17 protein-coding genes are annotated in these 18,492 nt (G+C 38.9%); 10 read left to right on the forward strand and 7 right to left on the reverse strand.

Going from position 1 to position 18,492, the window contains the following annotated elements; all coding sequences use genetic code 11:
• The first annotated feature begins 41 nt into the window (after nucleotides 1-41).
• From nrfE to C228_RS0105230, 4 genes are read left to right on the forward strand one after another with little or no spacing between them, the layout of a single operon-like run.
• Nucleotides 42-1,937 carry a heme lyase NrfEFG subunit NrfE gene (nrfE, locus tag C228_RS0105215; RefSeq protein WP_018651627.1) on the forward strand — a complete coding sequence of 632 codons (1,896 nt, stop codon included), beginning with the start codon at nucleotides 42-44 and terminating at the stop codon, nucleotides 1,935-1,937.
• 21 nt (nucleotides 1,938-1,958) lie between these two features.
• Complete coding sequence (locus C228_RS0105220; protein ID WP_018651628.1) at nucleotides 1,959-2,492, forward strand: redoxin family protein; 534 nt, start codon at nucleotides 1,959-1,961, stop codon at nucleotides 2,490-2,492.
• Entirely contained in the window at nucleotides 2,492-2,884 is a 393-nt protein-coding gene (nrfF, locus tag C228_RS0105225; protein WP_018651629.1) for a heme lyase NrfEFG subunit NrfF, read from the forward strand. Before C228_RS0105220 ends, nrfF begins: the two co-directional genes overlap by 1 nt.
• A 38-nt stretch (nucleotides 2,885-2,922) precedes the next feature.
• Complete coding sequence (locus C228_RS0105230) at nucleotides 2,923-3,663, forward strand: TPR domain-containing protein (RefSeq protein ID WP_018651630.1); 741 nt, start codon at nucleotides 2,923-2,925, stop codon at nucleotides 3,661-3,663.
• A gap of 72 nt (nucleotides 3,664-3,735) precedes the next feature.
• Here C228_RS0105230 and C228_RS0105235 read toward each other — a convergent pair whose 3' ends face one another.
• Nucleotides 3,736-4,071 (reverse strand): pyridoxamine 5'-phosphate oxidase family protein, encoded by a 336-nt coding sequence (locus C228_RS0105235; protein ID WP_483756904.1) that lies wholly within the window; start codon nucleotides 4,069-4,071, stop codon nucleotides 3,736-3,738.
• A gap of 469 nt (nucleotides 4,072-4,540) precedes the next feature.
• On the opposite strand from C228_RS0105235, the gene hutZ reads away from it, so the two are divergent.
• A complete protein-coding gene (hutZ, locus tag C228_RS0105240; protein WP_018651632.1) occupies nucleotides 4,541-5,062 on the forward strand; it encodes a heme utilization protein HutZ in 522 nt (173 codons plus the stop codon).
• A 69-nt stretch (nucleotides 5,063-5,131) separates the two neighbouring features.
• Entirely contained in the window at nucleotides 5,132-7,978 is a 2,847-nt protein-coding gene (locus C228_RS0105245; protein ID WP_018651633.1) for a TonB-dependent hemoglobin/transferrin/lactoferrin family receptor, read from the forward strand.
• A gap of 70 nt (nucleotides 7,979-8,048) precedes the next feature.
• On the opposite strand, the gene C228_RS0105250 is transcribed toward C228_RS0105245, so the two are convergent.
• Nucleotides 8,049-9,206, reverse strand: coding sequence for a chorismate mutase (locus C228_RS0105250; RefSeq protein ID WP_018651634.1), 1,158 nt, complete (start codon nucleotides 9,204-9,206; stop codon nucleotides 8,049-8,051).
• A 135-nt stretch (nucleotides 9,207-9,341) separates the two neighbouring features.
• Here C228_RS0105250 and C228_RS0105255 point away from each other — a divergent pair, with 135 nt between their 5' ends.
• Nucleotides 9,342-9,890 carry a hypothetical protein gene (locus C228_RS0105255; protein ID WP_018651635.1) on the forward strand — a complete coding sequence of 183 codons (549 nt, stop codon included), beginning with the start codon at nucleotides 9,342-9,344 and terminating at the stop codon, nucleotides 9,888-9,890.
• A 39-nt stretch (nucleotides 9,891-9,929) separates the two neighbouring features.
• On the opposite strand, the gene prlC is transcribed toward C228_RS0105255, so the two are convergent.
• From prlC to C228_RS0105270, 3 genes are all read right to left on the reverse strand, one after another.
• Complete coding sequence (gene prlC / locus C228_RS0105260) at nucleotides 9,930-11,963, reverse strand: oligopeptidase A (RefSeq protein WP_018651636.1); 2,034 nt, start codon at nucleotides 11,961-11,963, stop codon at nucleotides 9,930-9,932.
• Nucleotides 11,964-12,094: 131 nt separating this feature from the next.
• Complete coding sequence (gene pflA, locus C228_RS0105265) at nucleotides 12,095-12,835, reverse strand: pyruvate formate lyase 1-activating protein (protein ID WP_018651637.1); 741 nt, start codon at nucleotides 12,833-12,835, stop codon at nucleotides 12,095-12,097.
• Nucleotides 12,836-12,940: 105 nt separating this feature from the next.
• A complete protein-coding gene (locus tag C228_RS0105270; RefSeq protein ID WP_018651638.1) occupies nucleotides 12,941-13,273 on the reverse strand; it encodes a helix-turn-helix domain-containing protein in 333 nt (110 codons plus the stop codon).
• Between the two features lie 133 nt (nucleotides 13,274-13,406).
• On the opposite strand from C228_RS0105270, the gene C228_RS0105275 reads away from it, so the two are divergent.
• The 3 genes from C228_RS0105275 (at nucleotide 13,407) to C228_RS0105290 (ending at nucleotide 14,838) form a co-directional block, all read left to right on the forward strand.
• Nucleotides 13,407-13,904 (forward strand): DUF805 domain-containing protein, encoded by a 498-nt coding sequence (locus C228_RS0105275; protein WP_018651639.1) that lies wholly within the window; start codon nucleotides 13,407-13,409, stop codon nucleotides 13,902-13,904.
• 22 nt (nucleotides 13,905-13,926) lie between these two features.
• On the forward strand, nucleotides 13,927-14,175 hold the full coding sequence (locus C228_RS0105280; RefSeq protein ID WP_018651640.1) for a hypothetical protein: 249 nt from the start codon (nucleotides 13,927-13,929) through the stop codon (nucleotides 14,173-14,175).
• Between the two features lie 444 nt (nucleotides 14,176-14,619).
• Entirely contained in the window at nucleotides 14,620-14,838 is a 219-nt protein-coding gene (locus C228_RS0105290; RefSeq protein WP_018651642.1) for a hypothetical protein, read from the forward strand.
• 116 nt (nucleotides 14,839-14,954) lie between these two features.
• Here the strand turns inward: C228_RS0105290 and C228_RS0105295 are convergent, their stop codons facing one another.
• Both C228_RS0105295 and pflB read right to left on the reverse strand, forming a co-directional pair.
• Nucleotides 14,955-15,980 carry a virulence RhuM family protein gene (locus tag C228_RS0105295; RefSeq protein WP_018651643.1) on the reverse strand — a complete coding sequence of 342 codons (1,026 nt, stop codon included), beginning with the start codon at nucleotides 15,978-15,980 and terminating at the stop codon, nucleotides 14,955-14,957.
• 151 nt (nucleotides 15,981-16,131) lie between these two features.
• The gene (gene pflB, locus C228_RS0105300; RefSeq protein WP_018651644.1) at nucleotides 16,132-18,444 is read right to left on the reverse strand and encodes a formate C-acetyltransferase; all 2,313 of its coding nucleotides are present in this window, start codon (nucleotides 18,442-18,444) and stop codon (nucleotides 16,132-16,134) included.
• Nucleotides 18,445-18,492: the final 48 nt, after the last annotated feature.

The raw sequence follows: 18,492 nt of genomic DNA on the forward strand, positions 1-18,492 counted from the left end.
TAGCAGTCGTTTGTCTTTATAGAGTTAGATAAGGTTTATTTATGCTCCCTGAGTTGGGTTATTTTGCATTGATTTTGGCTACGGTCGTAGCTGTTTTTCAAGTGGGTTTATCATTGTGGGGCGAACTATTTAAACGCCCGCAATTGTTGAGTTTGAATCCGTTATTTAGCGGAGTACAGGCGCTATGTTGCATTGTCTCGTTCGGGACGTTGGCGCACGCATTTTTGAGCGATGATTTTTCTGTCATTTATGTTGCGCAGCATTCAAATAGTCAATTACCGGACTTCTTTAAATTTGCAGCGACTTGGGGCGGACATGAAGGCTCAATGCTGTTTTGGCTCGCCGCATTAACCCTTTGGACCGGCGTGTTTTGCATTTTTTCCGATAAATCCGACCGCTTGTTTAACTACCGTACCCAAGCGATGCTAGGGTTGATTAGCCTTGGCTTTATGCTGTTTATCTTATTGGTTTCCAATCCGTTTGAACGTAGTTTCCCACCGCCGCCGGAAGGGCGAGATTTAAATCCGATGCTACAGGATGTCGGGTTGATCTTTCATCCGCCGTTACTTTATTTGGGCTATGTCGGCTTTGCGGTAAGTTTTGCGATGATTGTGGCGAGTTTACTTTCCGGTGTATTAGATGCGGCAACCGCACGCTGGATTCGTCCATGGGTAATGATTTCATGGGGATTTTTAACCGCCGGTATTATTTTAGGTGCTTGGTGGGCGTACTATGAGTTGGGCTGGGGCGGCTGGTGGTTCTGGGATCCGGTCGAAAACGCTTCATTAATGCCATGGCTATTGGGTACGGCATTAATTCATTCCTTAATTGTGAGCGAACAAAGAGGCATTTTTAGCTATTGGACGATTTTATTAGCCATTTTTGCTTTCGCATTGAGTTTGCTCGGGACTTTTATTGTTCGTTCTGGTGTTCTGACCTCGGTACATGCTTTTGCGGTTGATCCGGATCGCGGTATGGCATTACTAATTCTATTTTTCAGTTTAAGTTTTATCGCATTAGCGCTATTCGCTTTCCGTGTAAATTTATGGCAAGGCGAGGTGCGTTTCCGCTTGTTCTCAAAAGAAACCAGCTTTCTGTTGTTGAACGGATTATTGACGATTGCTACTTGTGCTGTAGTACTCGGTACATTTTATCCGATGATTTTTACTGCAATGAATTGGGGGACAATTTCAGTCGGTGCGCCTTATTTTAATAGCATATTTGCGCCGTTAACCATGTTTCTTATGTTAGCGATGGGGCTGGCGGCAATATTGCGTTGGAAGCAGATTCCGCTAAAAACGATTTTATTCAAACTGGCTTTGTTGCCGATTGCATTAGGATTGGCGGTCGGGTTGATTCAACATACGATTGCGCAAATGCAGCTATACCAATTCGAGCTATTACCTTTATTATTTGTGACGTTAGCTATGTGGATCATTTTGACCCATATTCCTTATTTGCAATATATGTGGCAAATTCGACCGCTTGCAATGCGTTTAGCGCATATCGGTTTTGCCATTTGTGTGATTGGCGCGATGATGAATAGTTATTATGGCGATGAGATTGGTGTGCGCCTCAAGCCGGATCAACAAGCGAATTTAGCCGGTTTTACTTTCCGATATGAAGGCTATCGTGATGTTATCGGAGCCAACTATACAGCGGAGCAAGCGATTTTTAGTATTACTAAAGCGGGAGAAGAATTAGCAATAGTCATACCGGAGCGCCGTTATTATGATGTGAGAACCATGACAATGGCGGAAGTCGGTTTGTATCATCATGGTTTAGATGACGTGTATATCGTAATGGGCGATAAATTCGGTAACTTAGAATATGCGTTCCGCTTACATTATAAGCCTTATGTCAGAGCATTATGGCTTGGCGGTATTATGATGGTTATCGCCTCAATTTTGGCGTTGTTTGGTTATCGCCGTAAATAAATTTTATGATGGATGAATAAGATGAAAAAAGCCTTTTTGTTTTTGCCTCTATTATTATTGGTTGCTTTAGTGGCGTTTCTTACCGTGCCGTTAATGAATAAAGACGCATTAGCGCCGACCGAAGATTGGCGCGATAAACCGTTTCCTGAATTTGTCGGTAAGAATTTATTAGATCCGCACGCACGTTTAAATAATAACAGCTTACCGAAAGAGCCTTATATTCTGAATGTGTGGGCAAGTTGGTGTGCTTGGTGTATTAAAGAATTTCCGATTTTATTAAAGCTTAAAGAGCAAGGCGTTCCGATTGTCGGCTTAACTTACACCGATGAACCGAATGCGGCGAGAGCGGCATTAAATCGTTGGGGAAACCCATTTAACTTGATTATTGATGATTATGAACGCGGCTTTTTAATTCAAACGTTAAAAGTCTCTTCTGCGCCTTCAAGTTATTTAATTGATAAACACGGGATCGTGCGTTATCAGCAAAAAGGCTATAACCCGGATTTCGAAAAAGATTTTCTTCCTCGTTTAGAAGTGCTACGTAAGGAACCTTAATGAAACTTTTGCAAAAAATTTGGCTTTTTTTACCGCTTGTATTGAGTGGTATTGCACAAGCGGAAATGGTCGATACCTTCCAATTTCAGCGAGAGCCAGACCGAGTAAGAGCTGTGGCGTTAGCGAAATCTCTGCGCTGCCCGCAATGTCAAAATCAAAACTTGGTGGAATCGAATGCTACTACCGCTTATAAACTACGTTTGGAAGTTTATGAAATGGTGAATCAAGGTAAAAGCAATGAAGAAATTATTCAAATTATGACTAATCGCTTCGGCCATTTTGTGAATTACGATCCGCCGGTTAATGCCCAAACTTGGGTGTTATGGGGAATGCCGTTCGGATTATGTCTAATTTTATTAAGTCTAATTGTTTGGCGTACGAAAAAGAAATAGTAACTCGTATTTATTGAAGCGAATTTGATGGCGATAATATGAAAACAAGAGCAGAAATTAATCACGAAAATTATCAGCAAGCGGTTAAATTTGCCGAAAATTTTGCAGATGAGCTGAAAGCGGAGTATCTCAATGAAGCGGCACAACGCTATCATTTTGAGCAGCAGGCTAGCCAATCTTTGCAAAATTTTTCTAAAAACAGACCGCTTGTCGGGCTATTTCTATTGGTGTTGAGCTTTATGGTAGCTGCTATTTTTTATTGGCAAACAAAGCGCTATCAAATTGTGAACCGTGGTGAGCAGTTGCATCAAGCTTTTCAAATCCAAGCCGGGCAAGAAGATAAAGAACAAAAAAATAATCGTTATGTTTTAAGTCTACAAGATCGCTTACGAGAAAACCCGAATAACGGGGAATTATGGTATGAATTGGGGCAAGCTTACGCATTAAATAATGATTTTGATTCCGCCTTAATTTGTTATGGCAATGCGCAAAAAGTTTTGGGCGAGAAAGCCGCTATTTTTGGTGCAATGGCAACCGCCAAATATTATCAAGAAGGAAAAATAATCTCGGCTCAGACCCAACGATGGCTTGATAAAGCGCTGAGTTTAGATAAAAAAGAGAGTACCAGTTTACTGTTACTCGCATCTCATGCTTATGTGAATAAACAGTATCAACAAGCGATTGATTTCTGGCGACAAGTGCTTGATGGAGAGAATGAATCAATCGATCGCAGAGCGATTATTCAAAGTATTGAAATGGCTCGTCAATCCTTGAAATAAAAATTAACAGCCCCTGAAAAGCAAACTCTTAAAGTGTGATTTTCAAGGGCTATTTTATTTATGCTTCACTGTCTATTCTTGTTTCTGTATGGTTTGAAAATCATCGCATACTTCCGGATCTCCTTTTTTCCATTCCATTTTGCCAAATTTACCAAGTGAATTATCAATAAGACGAACTTGTTCTAATTGTACTTCCCAAATAGGTAACTCATCATCGACATAAGGTTTAAATTCTGCTTTATATAATTCTTTTGCAGCTTGAGCATCTTCGCCGCTTAAGCGATTTACTGTACCGAGAAATTGGATACCTTGAATAGAAGAATGAAAGCGGGTTGGAGAGAAAATAGTGCCAGCGACTTTAGGATTTTTATGCACGATTTTAGAATGGGTGGTTTGTTCTGAGCTCATATAGATTAAGCGGCAATTAGCTTCATCAAATTTATAAAAGCATGCAAAAGACCAAGGTTGGTTATTTTCTGTCACAGACAAAGTGCAGAGGTATTTTTTATTGAAAAAATTAGCTATGCGTTTCTGCATATGGACCCCTATTTATTAATAAGTGTAAGATATGTCAGTTTTTAAATGTTTTGACATACTGTTTAATAAGCAAAATCCTTTTTGGCCAAGTAAATATTCAAGAAGAATAGATTCATTTTGACACAAAATTGTAAGTTTAGTAAAGTGAAAAGCCCTTTAGGGGTAATTAATTACTCTTAAATTCAAAGAGATACAACCACTGTTTTAGCATTTGTTCGTCAAAAGTAAAAATTTACATTTTTAACATTGCGAAAAAAAACAGTATAAATATAATTAAAAATAATTTGTATTAATAATATCTGTTGATAAAATTTACATAAATTTTAGAGAAGGAGATCTTATGCCTGCGACTAATCGCCAAGAAGTCTTACAAAATCGTTTAGGACCTGAAATTCAAGAATTAAAAGAAAATATTCAAACTATTGTTCTTTCAACAGTGGATAAAGAGGGTAACCCGAATGTGAGCTATGCGCCTTTTGTGATCAATAATGGTGAATACCAAGTTCTTATTTCAACAATTGCTCGTCATGCACGCAATTTAATTGAAGTACCGAAAGTATCATTAATGTTAATTGATGATGAATCTAAAAGCCGCCAAATTTTTGCGCGCCGCCGTTTAACCTTTGATGCGACTTCTCGTTTAATTGAGCGTGAAGGTGAAGAATGGGAAAGCGGTTTGAAAGCATTGAAAGCTCGCCATGGTGATCTTATTGATGAGCTTTCGAAAATGAAAGATTTCAAATTATTTAGCTTTAAACCGACGCAAGGGCTTTTTGTAAAAGGCTTTGGTAAAGCGTTTGAAGTTAGCTCGGATGATCTAGTGAATATCGTTCACTTAGATGAAGGCCATAAAACAGAATAACTATATTTATTAAACGTTTACTGTGCTGGTGGTTTGCTGGCACAGTTTTTTTATTTCACCTAAAGGAGAATGATTGTGATTAAGCTTCGTTTTAATCTGTCTATTGCAGCACTTTGTGTTTTGCAATACAACAGTGCATTGGCACAAGAGCAAATGCAACTCGACACCGTGATTGTAAAGGACGGTATTCAGCAACAAAAAATTTCTGAAATCAAAAAATCTGCAAAACAACTGGCAAAACAGCAAGTACAAGACTCACGGGATCTCGTACGTTATGAAACCGGTGTGACGGTGGTTGAAACCGGACGTATGGGGAGTAGCGGTTATGCGGTGCGAGGGGTAGATGAGAACCGTGTTGCAATTACAGTAGATGGCTTACATCAAGCGGAAACACTTTCATCTCAGGGTTTTAAAGAATTATTTGAAGGGTACGGCAATTTTAATAATACCCGCAACTCAGTAGAAATCGAAACTCTGAAACAAGCAACCATTCGTAAAGGAGCGGATTCCGTTCGTGTCGGTAGTGGCGCTTTAGGCGGAGCGGTAATGTTTGAAACCAAAGATGCTCGCGATTTTTTAACAGAAAAAGATTACCACTTTGGTTATAAAACCGGTTATTCAAGTGCGGATAATCAAAAAGCCAATTCTTTGACTTTTGCCGGCCGTTATAAAGACTTTGATATTTTAGCGTTAAAAACTTGGCGTGACGGTCATGAATTGGAAAATTATGATTACAAGACAGCTGACGGTAGTGTACAAGGGAAAGAACGAGAAAAAGCCGATCCTTATTCAATTAAGAAAGACAGTACTTTAATTAAATTCGGTTATTCACCTTCGGATAATCACCGTTTTAGTGTCGTTGCGGATTTGTATGAGAAGAAAAATAGAGGACACGACTTTTCTTACAACTTAAAGCCGACAACTTACATTAACGTTGATGAATATGAGTTACGCCATACGAACGACAAAAGTAAACGCCAAAATTATGCATTTGTATATGAGAATTTTAGCGCTAATCCATTATGGGATACATTAAAGCTTACCTACTCAACACAAAAAATTAAAAATCGTGCCAGAACGGATGATTATTGTGATGGAGCCCATTGTAAAGAAAGCAGTAACCCTGCAGGTTTACAGTTAAAAGACGGCAAAGTAGTGGATAGAGACGGTAATCAACCGAACTTAGGTGTGGATGAATTAGGTTTAACCACAATTACCGATTCAAAAGGTACTTACACTGCAGGTGTAAATTTGGTGAGAGATTATTGGTTTGATTGTAGTGTTTTTGACTGTAATAAATCTGTTACGGCATATTATAAAGATTATTCAAATAATATAACCTCGGAAGAGGTCCTACTTACAAGAACGTATATGGACGAAAAAGGACGTAAGTTTGCGACTTTAGATCCAAAAAGTAAATTTAAAAACATTCTATTACCAGGAAGTAAAGGCTATACGGAAAATATTTATACTGAACGAGATTTAGATACGGATACGAAGCAACTTAATCTTGATTTAACCAAATCCTTCTCTTTACTCGGTCAAGAGCATTCGTTGGAATATGGCGGTAGCTATAGCCGTACAGAGAAAAAGATGGTTAACCGCAGCGGTTTCGGTGCAACGAGTAACCCCCAATGGTGGGCAAAACGTTTTCTGGGGATAAAACGGGATTTCTTTAAGGGAACGGAAGAACCTATCAATTGTAAAAATGCGACCGGCAGCGATCAATGGAACGGTTTACTTTGCCCGAATGAAGGCACGTTTTCGTTCTTAATTCCGGTTGAAGCTAAAAACGGTTCATTATATTTTGCTGATAATTTGAAAGTGAATGACTATTTAAGTTTTGATATCGGCTACCGCTATGATGATATTAGCTATAAGCCTAAATATATTGCTGGGCAAACGGCAAAAATTCCGGATGATATGCTGCAAGGGTTATTTGTACCGTTACCAGATCAACCTACAAAAGAGCAAATTCGCCAAAATGCGGAAGAAAATATTAAATATTTATCACGCAATGTTAAATATCAAAAACATTCTTATTCATTAGCGGCAACAGCGGAACCATTTAGCTTCTTACGCGTACAAGTTAAATATGCAAATGGATTTAGAGCGCCGACTTCTGATGAGCTTTATTTTACCTTTAAGCACCCGGATTTTACCGTATTGCCTAATGTGGAGCTTAAATCTGAACGTGCCGAAACCAAAGAAGTCGCATTAACTTTACATGGTGATTTGGGCTTTATTACAACTAGTTACTTTAAAACGGATTATGATAACTTTATTGATTTGAAGTATCTTGGTTCTAAAAATCTAATGAATGCTTTTGGCGGTAGTGCAACGGCAAGACCTTATCAAATTTATCAAAATGTAAACCGTCAAGAAGCTAGAGTTAACGGCTTAGAAATTAGTTCTAAATTGGACTTTGGTCAATTATGGCAAGCTTTAGAAGGTTTTAACGCAAGTTATAAATACATCTATCAGAAAGGGAAAATGGAAGGTAATTTACCGTTAAATGCGATTCAGCCACGAACATCTGTATTTGGTTTAGGCTATGAACATCCGGAAGAGAAGTTTGGCGTAGATGTGTATGTTACCCGTGTAAGCGCGAAGAAAGCGGAAGATACTTACAATATGTATCACAGCGAAGAAAAAGCAAAAGACAGCTACTTAAAATGGCGTAGCGATGCTTATACGTTGTTAGATATGATTGCTTATGTTAAACCGTGGAAAAACGTCACCTTACAAGCAGGCGTTTATAATTTACAGAATCACAAATATCTGACTTGGGAATCGGTTCGTTCAATTCGTCCGTTTGGTACAAGTAACTTAATTAATCAAGCGACAGGTAAAGGATTAAATCGTTTCACTGCTCCTGGAAGAAACTTTAAGTTAACCGCAGAGGTAACTTTCTAATTAAAATGCCCGATAATTCATTGTTTATCGGGCATTTTTTTGCAAAAAGATCTTAAAATTTAACTGCTTGTTATAGTTTTACCGGCTCAATAATTTCACTTGGGTAGCAACCTAAAACTTTGACATAGCTGGTTACATCTTCTAAGGCTTTTAACGCTTGCTGGGTATTTTCAGCATGCGTATTCGCCTCTAGTTCCACATAGAACATCTCTTCCCAAGGCTTGCCGTAAATCGGACGAGATTCCAGTTTGGTCATACGGATTTGATGCTGTTTGAATACCATCAACGCATCTACTAACGCACCGGCTTGTTGAGAAGTGGTCATCAGCAATAATGTTTTTGTTTGTACTTGCGGTGAAACGTTAATTGCTTGTTTTGCTACCACGATAAAGCGAGTGATATTATTCTGTTGGTTGGCAATATCGGTTTTGATATTAGTTAAACCGTAGAGTTTTCCGCCATCCTCATTGCCTAATGCGACGATATTCGGCTTATTTAAGCGAGCGACCATCTGCATTGCATGTGAGCTGCTTTCGCAATACTTGATATGGACTTTATTAAGGCTTTGAATAAATTGGCTGCATTGTTGAATCACTTGCGGGTGGCTGTATAACGTATCAATTTCAGCAAGATCTATATTACCGTTTGCCAGTACGCAGTGCTTGATCGGATAAGCCAATTCACCGACCACCGTTAAATCGGTATGTTGTAGTAAATCATATACGTCATTGATTGAACCTGAAGTGGTGTTTTCAAGTGGAAGCACACCAAATTCGGCTTCACCCTCACTCACCTTATCAAACACTTGTTGGAACGAATCACAACTCAATTCAATTAAAGAACCTTGATATTTTTTAGCAAATTGACGAGACGCCATATTGGAATAAGAACCACGCATACCTAAAAAGGCAATCGATACATTCTGTTCTTTCTGCTCGTTTAATTTATTTTGCAGATAATTTTGCTGAGTCAACACGGAATCTTCGATAATACGTTGGAAAATTTGTGTGACATATTGCGGATCTAATTGGTAATTTTCCGCTTCGGCGTAGTTGATCAGCTCTTGTAAAAGTTCTTTTTCACGCACCACATCACGTAGCGGTTTTTGGGTAATTTCTTTGCTGCGCACAACGTCGAATGCGAGGCGATGGCGCTCGGCAAGCAGTTTTAATAAATTTCTATCAAGTTGTGTGATTTGCGTACGGATATCCGATAAATCTAAAGACATTGTGTAGTTCTCGTTGTATTGCTTTAATGAAACGATTATAGCTATTTGAGGGATAAATGAAAGACAAGCGGTCGAATTTTGCCAATTTTTTTCAGAATCCGACCGCTTGTAAAGCTTAGTTATTTGACTTGATTAATGAAAAAATTTCTGATTATTGCAACATTATTGTTATTAACAGGTTGTTCTGCAACGATAAATACTGCTCAACTCCCATATCAAGCTCAAAATTACAATAAAGTAAACGCCTCTGTTGTATTAGGTGATTTTACCTATCTTCCAGCAGAACAAGGACGTCTAAAAGAAAGTGAAATTGAAAATACTGCAGTAGGCACTTTATATCTTGAACGTTCTATTGCTGATATAGCCAAACAAGTAACAGCAAAAGAATTAGTACAAAGTGGTGTTACTTTAGGACAAGGAAATATTAAAATACTAGGTAAAGTTAAAGAATTAAAAATGGATGATTTAGGCTATAGTATTGATTATTCATACATTATTAATTATCAAATTTTGAAAAATAATATGCCAGTTTGGAGTGAAGATTATAGACCAAATAAAGTAACGACATCTAAATTTACGGTTACTATTCATGAAATTATCGCCCAAATATATAGAATGATGGGTGCAGGGTATGAGAAATTTATTACTGATGAGAACGTAAAACGTATTTTAGAAAGTAAATAAAAAAGGAAGGGCTGAATTTCATATTCAGCCCTTTTAAATTTAGTTAGCAATGCCTTTATGGCGCAACAATGCATCAAGTGTAGGTTTACGACCACGGAAGCGTTCAAACAACACCATCGGCTCTTCTGAACCGCCACGGGTTAAGATGTTCGCTAAGAACGATGCACCTGTTTGACGGTTGAAAATGCCCTCTTCCTCAAATTTTGAGAACGCATCCGCTGACAGAACTTCCGCCCATAAATAGCTGTAATAGCCTGCTGCATAACCACCTGCGAAAATGTGGCTGAAACTGTGTGGCGTGCGTACCCATTCAGGGGTTTTGACCACTGCTACCTCTTTTTTCACCGCTTGTAAAGTCTCCAACACCAAGCCTTCGCGAGGCTCTGCCAAGTGTAAACGGAAATCAAACAAGCCGAATTCTAACTGACGTAACACAAACATCGCCACTTGGAAGTTTTTTGCTTTGAGCAACTGTGTCAGTTTCTCTTTCGGCAACGGTTCGCCTGTTTCGTAATGCCCTGAAATGAACTGCAATGCTTCTTCTTCCCAGCACCAGTTTTCTAAGAATTGGCTTGGTAATTCCACGGCATCCCATGGCACACCGTTGATCCCCGCAACATCACCGACATCAATTTGGGTTAGCATATGGTGAATACCGTGGCCGAACTCGTGGAACAACGTGGTCACTTCATCGTGCGTGAATAATGCAGGTTTGTCGCCAATCGGCTTATTAAAATTACAAGTTAAATATGCCACAGGTTTTTGTAATGAACCGTCGGCAAGGCGTTTTTGGTTGATACAATCGTCCATCCACGCTCCGCCACGTTTATTTTCACGTGCGTATAAATCTAAATAGAATGAACCACATGCTTCGTTTTGTTCGTCATAGATTTGGAAGAAACGCACATCTTCATGCCAAGTATCAATACCGAATTTTTCTTCGATACGTAAACCGAAAATACGTTTCATTAATTCAAATAAACCTGAGAGTACGCGATCTTCTGGGAAATATGGACGTAATTCTTCATCATTGATCGCATATAACGCTTGTTTTTGTTTTTCACTATAAAATGCGATATCCCATGGCTGAAGTTCGATTACACCATATTCTTGCTCAACAAAGGCATGTAATTCTGCTAATTCTTTTTCGCCTTGTACTTTTGAACGTTTGGCCAAATCTTCTAAGAAATTAACCACTTGTTGAGGATTTTCCGCCATTTTTGTTGCTAGAGAAAGATCCGCATAGGTTGCAAAACCTAATAATTGTGCCATTTCTAAGCGTAATTTGAGTTTTTCATCAATATTGGCCGAGTTATCCCATTTTCCTGCATTTGGACCTTGTTCTGAGGCACGGGTTACAAAAGCTCGATACATTTCTTCACGCAAGGCTTTGTTTTCGCAGTAAGTCATCACCGGCAGATAGCTTGGAAATTCAAGGGTAAAGCGGTAACCTTTTTTACCTTTACTTTCAGCCGACAATTTCGCTGCTTCAAGTGCAGATTTCGGCAAGCCTTTCAATTGGGCGTCATCGGTAATCACGATATCCCAACCCATAGTCGCATCTAGCACGTTATTGCTAAATTGTGAGCTGAGTTCCGATAAGCGAGCAGAAATTTCACCATAACGTTTTTGTTTATCCGCTGGTAACGAAATTCCTGAAAGTTCGAAATCACGTAGGCTGTTTTCAATCGCTTTTTTTTGTGCAAGCGAATAGCTCTCAAATTCCGGTGAGTTTTTAAGTTTTACATAGCCTTGATATAAGCCTTGGTGTTGTCCTGCCCAAGTGCTGTATTCCGATAATAACGGCAAGCAGGCTTGGTATTCTTCACGCAATTCAGGGGAATTTTTCACCGCATTTAAATGTCCTACCGGCGACCACGCACGAGAGAATTTGTCGCCCGCCATTGCTTGTGGCATATAGAAATTTTCCCACGTTGGGGTTTCAATTTTTGCCACCGCCTCAATAGTTTCACGGCACTCTTTAATCACGGCTTCCACCGCAGGTTTGATATGTTCAGGTTTGATTTTGGAAAACTCAGGCAAACCTGTGTAATTTAAAAGAGGGTTAGACATTATTTTTTCCTTTATATGGTCAAAATGAAAATTCGTATCAAGATAATACACAAAGTTGGAGAGAAAAGAAAACAAGCGGTCATATTTACATAATTTTTTGCAAAAAAATTACAAAATATAACCGCTTGTATTTAGAATTTTACGCTATGCCCATAGCTTTCAATGATTTTTTGGATACGCTCTAAATCTTCTTTCGGTGGTGGCAACACGCCGTCCAGCTCATATTTATAGCCTAAGGTTTCCCATTTATGAGCTCCTAAACGGTGGTAAGGTAGAAGCTCTACCTTCTCAATATTATCCATTCCCCGAATAAACTGCCCTAAGCGGTGAGCAGAATCATCATCATCGGTATAACCCGGCACAACCACATAGCGAATCCAAGCCGGCTTATTCATTTTGTGTAAATAACGAGCAAAATCCAGCGTGCGTTTATTAGACACACCGACCAAATCTTGGTGAACTTCATCGTTTAGCTGTTTTAAATCTAACAGAACTAAATCGGTAACTTCCAGCATCTCATCAACCACAGGGCTATAGCTACGAACAAAACCGTTAGTATCTAAGCAAGTGTTAATACCTTCTGCTTTACAAGCTCTGAACCAATCACGCACAAACTCCATTTGCAACACTGCTTCCCCACCCGAAGCTGTTACACCGCCACCGGTTGCTTTCATAAAATGCTTGTAAGTCGTTACTTCTTTCATCAGCTCTTCAACGGTAATTTCTTTGCCACCGTCCAGATCCCAAGTATCTCGATTATGGCAATATTTACAACGCATTAAACAGCCTTGCAAGAAAAGAATAAAGCGAATCCCCGGACCATCTACCGTGCCACAGGATTCATAAGAATGGATACGTCCAACAACAGACATTTGCTTACCTCGAACCTCAAAAAATTTTGACAAATTGTAGCAAATTTTTAGATTGTTCGCAGAAATAAATCAAGCCGTCAAACTTTACTCAGCGAGAAATCCCAACTATTTTTTGATCTCTTTCAGAAAATCTACTAATAGCGATTTTTGCGTTTGGGTTAATTCCTGCCAATATCGGTCGGCTTCATCGCTATTCCAATCGAAGCCCTCCATACAATCGGCAAAAAAGTAACTGATCGGCGTTTTCAAAAAGGTCGCAATCGCTACCAAATGTGCCACGTTGATTTTATTTGCCCCTCGTTCATAGCGTGAAAGTTGTGGTTGAGAAATATCCACATACTCCGACAGCCTCTCCGCCGAATAGCCCATTTCTCTGCGTTTTTGTTGAATGCGTTGACCGACAAGACGGTCGATGTCTGTTGAAATCAGTTGTGCCATAGCTATCTCATAAAATTATGCGTTTATGGCATAATTTTTTGTGATTTTGTGCATTGACTGAATACCAGTAGAGGAATACAATTAGCAAAAATTATTCACCTACTAACTAAAATTTCTTTATAGGAGATAAAAAATGAATAGCTTAAAAAATTTTTTCGGTTTTTTCTTTGGGTTTAATGGGAGAATTGGACGATTACACTATGGTTTATTTTTACCTGTTTTTACAATAATTTATCTGTTTATTACGGGTTTTATAACACTAATAAACCAAAATATAAGTAATAGAACAATGCGTGGTACATTTGGCTCCGCAGAGGATTTTTTAGGTTTAGCCGTAATTTTTGCAGTTGTTGCATTAGTTCTGGTGTTTAAATATTCCCATATTGTTAGACGCATACACGATCTCAATAAAAAAGCGACGAATACTAATTTATTCCAAACTATTTTGTGGATAGATATTCTTTCACCTTTTACCTTGCTGATTACTTCTGATATTAAGCTTCTAATTAATTTGGTAATGGCCGTACTTTCTATTAGTTGCCTGATTACTCTTGCTTTTAAAAAAGGTAATGAGGGAGAAAATGATTTTGGCAAACCTCAAGTTCCGTTTTGGAAGAAAACAAATTCTTAATTAACCTTAATAGGAGAACATTATGCGTAGTTTAAGAAAATTAGCTGTTTTAACTATTGGTTTAGGAACGTCTGTAAGTGCTTTTGCTGACTGGATTACAATGTATAGTATAGATGGTATTTCAAATGGAAATCTTGGTGCTTCATTTCGTACCTGTAGATATAGTACATCTCCTTTTGGTGGAGGAGAGACTATATCAATTAGAGTAAGTGGCTCTTACTGCCCTAATTCGATTGAATATAATCCTGAAACAAATAGCTGGCGGGAATAATATATGTATGATTATAAGCTACTAAAAATAGCTCAGCCGTTTTATCATAATGACACTCATAATGATTATGATAAATTTCAAACTGACTTAATGGGTTATTTAAATGCTGGATATGAGATAGTTCATAGTGAGGATATAAGTTATAATTACTATGATACAGAAAGTTTTGGAAAAATCTTTTTTCTGAGAAAACCTAAGTAAGTTCTACACCGTTTATTACAATCGGTATTTCGCTATACAATCTTTAGTTACCGAGAATTTGCTGTTTACCATACATAGGGAGTAAAAATGAAGAAATTTCTACTTACTTTATTCGTACTTACCATTTCCTTACCTGCCGTTGCCTGCAATGAAGACTATGGTTAAGGACAACGCTATTCCACAGGTTACTATCTTAAAAACGGTAAGCTAACTAAAAGTAAAGTCGAAAACTGCTCAAACGGAATGCAAGAACAGAGCCATACTTTTGCAAATGGCACGGTGGTGAGTTTCATCAATATCAATCTAGCAATGACAACGGGCGGAAACGGCTATCAAACTGATGCTTATATCAATGGGAAAGAGGCGAAAGAAGTGAAACGATTAAAAGGTATTCCCGCTCACTTTAGAGGTCAGTGTTACCAACCTAAATCGAAAGGTTCAAAACAAATTTATTGTATTTAGCGTACTCAATTTATTGACAAACAGCCCAATTCAGGGCTGTTTTATTTTAAAGTATATTGTTTTAAGGCTATCCCAACCGCTTACAAGCGGTCAGTTTTCCGTAAAAATTTGCAAACCTAACCTGCGTGGTATTTGGCTGCTATCTCTTTTACCAGTAAGTCAAAATCACTTTCATAACTCAAATCTTGTTTCACTCGGTATTTTTCAAATTCGCTTAAAGCAAACGATTTAGCGATTTCAGCAGTAACTTTACCGGCATCTTGTAAAATTTCTCGGTCTGTGGCGGCAAGAAAGCGATTGAGGCGGGTTTCCCAATCTGCCATTGTCATAGGAATTTGGCGTTCTGCCATATCTTCTGCCATATCTAAATAAGCCGATACCAGCCGTTGTAATTGTGCCAGCTCATTGTCAGACAGGTAATTTTTGGCAACGACTACATCAAAGGGATAAATTTTACCCTGCGGAGCGTCTTTCCAATTCGTTAGCCCCATATTCGGTTTTTCGGCATTGGCTCTTGCCATAATCAGCTCAGCAGCAGTATGTCCGTGAATTGCCCAGTGCAATTTATTTTGTACTGTAGCAAAAAAGCGTTTGGTGGCAGTGGCGGTACGGTCGTAATCCACTGCGGTTGCATAAATGTCGGTGATTTTTTGGTAGAACTTGCGTTCGGATAATCGAATTTCCCGAATGCGGGCGAGCTGTTCTTCAAAGTATTTTTTGCCTAAAATAGTGCCGTCATTTTTTAGCCGTTCATCGTCCATCGCAAAGCCTTTAATCGCAAAGCTCTGTACAATTTCAGTTGCCCATTTGCGAAACTGTACTGCTCGCTCGGAATTGACTTTATAACCAACTGCAATAATGGCAGATAAATTATAGTGCTTCGTCTGGTAGTTTTTTCCGTCTTGGGCAGTTACTCGAAATTTTCGAGTAACTGAATTTTCATCTAATTCCTTATCAAAAAATATTTTTTGTAAATGGTAAGTAATAGTATGAGACTCTACCTCATAAAGTACTCCCATCATTTTTTGGCTTAGCCAAACATTTTCATCAGAGTAAATAGCATCAACTTGGCTTTCCCCTGTTGCCGTGATAAAGGTCAGATATTCTGCCACAGAGGAACGAATTAAATCTTGCTTAAGCATCTCTTTCTCCCATATAGAATACTGTAATTATAAACAATATTTCTAAAGCTGTGTAAATGAATAGCCATTTTTTCGAGCGAGATCACAAAAAACCGCTTGTGGCATAAATGCCGCAAGCGGTTGATTTTTCTAAAAGTTTTGCAAATTTAGATTACATACTTTCAGTGAAGGTACGGGTAATTACGTCCATTTGTTGCTCTTTGGTTAAAGAGTTGAAACGTACCGCATAACCAGATACACGAATTGTTAATTGTGGATATTTTTCTGGGTGCTCAACCGCGTCTAATAATGTTTCGCGGTTTAATACGTTTACATTTAAGTGTTGACCACCTTCAACAGTTGCTTCGTGATGGAAGTAACCGTCCATTAAGCCTGCAAGGTTACGTTTTTGTGCTTCGTAATCTTTACCTAATGCGTTTGGTACGATCGAGAAGGTATATGAAATACCATCTTTCGCATAAGCAAATGGAAGTTTTGCAACAGAAGTTAATGATGCAACCGCACCTTTTTGGTCACGACCGTGCATTGGGTTTGCACCCGGTCCAAATGGAGCACCAGCACGACGACCGTCAGGCGTATTACCAGTTTTCTTACCGTAAACCACGTTAGAAGTGATAGTAAGAATTGACTGTGTTGGAGTTGCATTGCGGTAAGTTTTGTGCGTTTGAATTTTCTTCATGAAACGTTCAACTAAGTCACAAGCGATTTCGTCTACACGGTTGTCATTGTTACCGAATTGCGGATATTCACCTTCAATTTCAAAGTCTAACGCTACATTTGAAGCCACTACGTTACCATCTTTATCTTTGATGTCGCCGCGAATTGGTTTAACTTTTGCGTATTTAATTGCAGATAATGAGTCCGCCGCAACAGAAAGACCTGCGATACCACATGCCATTGTACGGAATACATCACGATCGTGGAATGCCATTAATGCCGCTTCGTAGCTGTATTTATCGTGCATGAAGTGGATGATATTTAATGCGGTCACATATTGTGTTGCTAACCAATCCATGAAGTGATCCATACGATCCATTACATCGTCGAAGTTTAAGTATTCGTCTGTAATTGGTGAAGTTTTCGGACCGACTTGTGCACCAGATTTCTCATCGATACCGCCGTTAATTGCGTATAACATTGTTTTCGCTAAGTTTGCACGTGCACCGAAGAATTGCATTTGTTTACCAACAACCATTGGAGATACGCAACATGCGATTGCATAGTCATCGTTATCAAAGTCAGGACGCATTAAGTCATCGTTTTCGTATTGTACTGATGAAGTATCAATAGATACTTTTGCACAATAACGTTTGAATCCGTCCGGTAATTGTTCAGACCAAAGGATAGTTAAGTTTGGTTCTGGTGATGGACCCATTGTGTAAAGGGTATTTAAGATACGGAAGCTGTTTTTAGTTACTAATGTACGACCGTCTAAGCCCATACCAGCTAAAGTTTCGGTTGCCCACATTGGGTCGCCTGAGAATAATTGATCGTATTCAGGCGTGCGTAAGAAACGCACCATACGTAATTTCATTACTAAGTGGTCGATTAACTCTTGCGCTTCTTCTTCGGTAATTTTTCCTGCTTTTAAGTCACGTTCGATATAGATATCTAAGAATGAAGATACACGACCGAATGACATTGCCGCACCGTTTTGTGATTTAACTGCGGCAAGGTATGCGAAGTAAGTCCATTGAACCGCTTCTTGTGCAGTTTCAGCCGGACGAGAAACGTCAAAACCGTATGATGCAGCCATTTGCTTGATTTGACCTAATGCACGGTGTTGTTCTGCGATTTCTTCACGTAATTGGATTGTTGCTTGGATATCCTCACCCGCTTCTAAACGAGGTTGTAATGAAGCAAATTGTTTTTGCTTGTCTTTCATTAAGAAATCCGCACCGTATACGGCTAAACGACGGTAGTCACCGATAATACGACCACGACCGTAAGCATCCGGAAGACCGGTAATTACACCCGATTTACGGCAACGTAAAATGTCCGGAGTATAAACATCGAATACACCTTGGTTGTGTGTTTTACGATATTCAGTAAAGATTTTTTCTACTTCAGGGTTTAAGGTACGACGATAAACATCGCAAGAACCTTTAACCATTTTGATACCACCAAACGGGATAATCGCACGTTTTAATGGCGCATCAGTTTGAAGACCTACGATTTTCTCTAAAGCTTGATCGATATAACCCGCTTTGTGAGAAGTAATCGTTGATGGAATTTCGCAATCAATATCGTACGGCTCGTGAGTTTTGTTCTCAACTTTGATTTTTTCCATTACTTCTTCCCATAACTTAGTTGTCGCAGCTGTTGCGCCAGCTAAGAAAGACTCATCGCCTTCATATGGAGTATAGTTTTTTTGGATAAAATCACGTACGTTTACTTCAGTTTGCCAGTCGCCACCAGTAAACCCTGCCCATGCTTTTTGTTGAGCTTCAGTTAGTTGAGTCATTTTAAGTCCTCTGTTTGTTAGTAAATTAAGTTTTATAAGCGGTCTTTT

It is taken from the genome of Actinobacillus capsulatus DSM 19761 (assembly GCF_000374285.1).
GTDB classification, from domain to species: domain Bacteria; phylum Pseudomonadota; class Gammaproteobacteria; order Enterobacterales; family Pasteurellaceae; genus Actinobacillus; species Actinobacillus capsulatus.